Here is a 3,391-nt window from a genome sequence, read left to right as displayed (position 1 = left end):
CGGCCCTGGCCAGCGACCGCAATCCCGCCGGCAACAGCTTCGGCAGCTGGATCCGGCGCCAGCCGCACCTGCTGCGCCAGGCCACGCCCGCGGCCGGCGGCGGCAGCGGCGATGGCAGGCGCGGCGACAACGGCACCGACAACGGCACCGGCACGCAGGTGTCGCCTGCCCCGCCTGCCGGGCCCGGCGGGGACGCGCCCGCCGCCCCGGTGTCCCCCGGACCCGCGCCCGACCAGGAGGGAGGCGACCCATGAGGGATTTCCTGCGCTGGCTGCTGGACCTGGCCGGGCGCTTCGTGCGCACCCTGGACTGGCCGCTGTGCCTGGCCCTGGCCGGGCTGATGGCGTTCGGCCTGGCGGTGCTGTACAGCGCCGGCGGCCCCTCCGGCGGCGCCGCGCTGGTCAAGGCCCAGGGCGCGCGCTTCGCCCTGGGCGTGCTGGCGATGTGGGCGCTGTCGCGGGTCTCGGTGATCCGCCTGCGTGCCTGGTCGCCGATCGTGTACGCGCTGTCGCTGCTGCCGCTGCTGGCGGTGCTGCTGGTGGGCACCGGCAAGCACGGCCGGCACTGGCTCAACCTCGGCGTGTTCTACCTGCAGCCCTCGGAGCTGCTGAAGATCGCCCTGCCGATGATGGTCGCCTGGTACCTGCACTCGCGGCCCCTGCCGCCGCGGGTACCGACGGTGCTGGCCACCGGCGTGCTGATCGCGGTGCCGACCGGGCTGATCCTGCTGCAGCCGGACTTCGGCACGGCGATGCTGATCGCCAGCAGCGGCGTGTTCGCCCTGCTGCTGGCCGGCCTGCCGTGGTGGTGGGTCGGGGTCGGCATCGGCGGCGTGGCCGCGGTGGCGCCGGTGGCCTGGTTCTGGCTGCTGCGGCCGTACCAGAAGGACCGGATCCTGACCTTCCTCGATCCGGAGCGCGATCCGCTGGGAGCCGGCTGGAACATCATCCAGTCCAAGATCGCGATCGGTTCCGGCGGCCTCACCGGCAAGGGCTGGGGCGAGGGCAGCCAGTCGCACCTGAACTTCATCCCCGAGCAGACCACCGACTTCGCCTTCGCCGTGCTCAGCGAGGAGTTCGGCTGGATCGGCGTGGCCACCATGCTGGCCCTGTACCTGTTCGTGATCGGGCGCTGCCTGTGGATCGCGGCGCAGGCGCGCGACGGCTACTCGCGGCTGCTGGCCGGCTCGCTGGGCCTGGCCTTCTTCGTCTACGTGCTGGTCAACGGCGGCATGGTCTCCGGCCTGCTGCCGGTGGTCGGCGTGCCGATGCCGCTGCTGAGCTATGGCGGCACCTCGGCGGTGTCGCTGCTGGCCGGGCTGGGGCTGGTGATGGCGGTGCGCAGCCACCGTCCGGTCCATGCCTGGCACTGAAGCGGGAAATCCCAATGCCTGCGCGGCCTTGCGCGCGCATGCTAATCTGCCTTCGATGACCAGGAAGCCCGCAATGCGCGGCCGTGTGCTGACCGGCCTGATCCTCGCCGGACTGCTGGGCTGCACGCCCCGCGCCGGCGTCGTGTCCCAGAACCCGCCGGACGCGGTCCCGGTGGCCGCCACGTCCACGCCGGCCGAGGCCCGGCCCGAGGCCCCGGCCGCCGCGCCGGTGGACCTCACCCCGGTGCCGTTCGAGCTGGCGCGCGCGCGCTTCGTCGCCCAGACCAGCGAGCGCTACGGCATTCCCGCCGCCGAGATCGAGGCCACCCTGGCCCGGGCGAACTTCCTCGACAGCGTGGTCGCGGCGATGTCGCGGCCGGCCGAGCGGGTCAAGCCCTGGCACGAGTACCGGCCGATGTTCATCAGCCAGGCCCGGATCGACGGTGGCCGCCGCTTCCTCGAACAGCACCGGGCGAAGCTGGCGAAGGTGGAGGCCGAAACCGGCGTGCCGGCCGAGGTGATCGTGGCGATCATCGGCGTGGAGACCAGCTACGGCGCCAACACCGGCCGCTATTCGGTGCTCGACGCGCTGTACACCCTGGCCTTCCGCTACCCGCGCAGCGGCGACCCGGCCAAGCTCGAGCGCGAGGTGCGGCGCGAGCTGTTCTTCCGCGAGGAACTGGCGCAGCTGTTCGCGCTGGGCCGCGAGGAAAAGCTCGACATCGCCGCGCTCAAGGGCAGCTACGCCGGCGCCATGGGCATGGGCCAGTTCATGCCCTCCAGCTACCGCGAGTACGCGGTGGACGGCGACGGCGACGGCCGCCGCGACCTGTTCGGCAGCCTCGACGACGTGTTCGCCTCGGTCGCCAACTACTTCGTGGAGAAGGGCGGCTGGGTGCGCGGCGGCCTGGTCGCGGTGCCGGCCACCCTGGAGCCGGGGCGCGAGCCGTTCGAGCCGTCCGAGTGGGCGCCCACCCACAGCCTGGCCGAGCTGGCCGCGCGCGGCTACACCCCGCAGGCGCCGGTGCCGGCCGGCGCCACCGCCACCCCGGTCAGCCTGGCCGGCAGCAACGGCCCGCAGTACTGGCTGGGCTTCCAGAACTACTACGCGATCACCCGCTACAACATCTCCAAGATGTACGCGATGGCGGTGTTCCAGCTGTCGGAGGCGATCGCCGGGCGGGAGATCCCGCCGGCATGACCCGGCGCCGGGCCCGGACCCTGGGGCTGCGCGCCGCCATGGTGCTGGCCGCGCTTGCGCTGGCCGCCTGCGGCAGCGCGCCGAAGAAGCCTGCGGCCCCGTCCACGGGCAGGGCCGGCGGCGCGCCCGCGGGCGCCGCGCCGGCCGGCGACTGCGCCGGGGTCTACTACCCGCCGGCGCAGGAGGACCCGTCCACCCGCGGCCACTACACGGCCGGTGGGCTGTACAAGCCCGGGGTGCCTGACCGGCTCCCCGACCACCTGCCCAACGTCGACTGCATCCCCGAGCCGGTGGTGACCGACGAGCCGCGCTCGCCGGTCGGCAACCGCTCGCCGTACACGGTGCTGGGCAAGCAGTACAAGGTGCTGGACCGTCCGCACGGCTACGTCGAGCAGGGCATCGCCTCCTACTACGGCGCCAAGTTCCACGGCCGCCGCACCTCGAACATGGAGGTGTACGACATGTACGCCTTCACCGCCGCGCACAAGACCCTGCCGCTGCCCAGCTTCGCCCGCGTCACCAACCTGGACAACGGCAAGTCGGTGGTGGTGCGGGTCAACGACCGCGGCCCGTTCCACGAGGGCCGGGTGATCGACCTCAGCTACGCCGCGGCGGTCAAGCTGGGCATCCATCCGCGCGGTACCGGGCGGGTCGAGGTGCGCGCGCTGGTCCCGGGCGAGGACGACGGCACCCGTTACGCCGGCCGCGCCGCCACCCCCGCTGCGCGCCCGGCCACGCCCGCGCCGGTGCAGACCGCGCCGGCCACCCCGGCCACCGCCCTGGACCAGCTGGTGCAGGCGCTGCCACCGGATCCGCCG

The 3,391-nt window shown here is 73.6% G+C and carries 4 protein-coding genes; all 4 read left to right on the top strand.

Features of this window, described 5'->3' with window-relative positions:
- Positions 1–254: hypothetical protein (locus B351_RS17785; RefSeq protein ID WP_026010430.1), on the top strand; the 254-nt coding region annotated here is incomplete at its 5' end.
- On the top strand, positions 251–1,372 hold the full coding sequence (gene rodA, locus B351_RS0106135; protein WP_019398170.1) for a rod shape-determining protein RodA: 1,122 nt from the start codon (positions 251–253) through the stop codon (positions 1,370–1,372). The genes B351_RS17785 and rodA, both read left to right, overlap by 4 nt.
- A gap of 73 nt (positions 1,373–1,445) precedes the next feature.
- Entirely contained in the window at positions 1,446–2,573 is a 1,128-nt protein-coding gene (gene mltB / locus B351_RS0106130) for a lytic murein transglycosylase B (protein WP_019398169.1), read from the top strand.
- Positions 2,570–3,391, top strand: an 822-nt coding sequence (locus B351_RS0106125) for a septal ring lytic transglycosylase RlpA family protein (RefSeq protein WP_019398168.1), incomplete at its 3' end; no start/stop codon positions are given. The genes mltB and B351_RS0106125, both read left to right, overlap by 4 nt.

Origin of the sequence: Pseudoxanthomonas sp. GW2 (genome assembly GCF_000283075.1) — a bacterium.
In the GTDB taxonomy this organism is placed as follows: domain Bacteria; phylum Pseudomonadota; class Gammaproteobacteria; order Xanthomonadales; family Xanthomonadaceae; genus Pseudoxanthomonas.
Note: the sequence above shows the minus strand (reverse complement) of the source record. Positions and strands in the feature narration are given on the sequence as shown.

Coding starts and splice junctions, on each gene's coding strand:
- mltB (WP_019398169.1), top strand. CDS start 1,446: ATGCGCGGCCGTGTGCTGACCGGCCTGATCCTCGCCGGACTGCTGGGC.
- rodA (WP_019398170.1), top strand. CDS start 251: ATGAGGGATTTCCTGCGCTGGCTGCTGGACCTGGCCGGGCGCTTCGTG.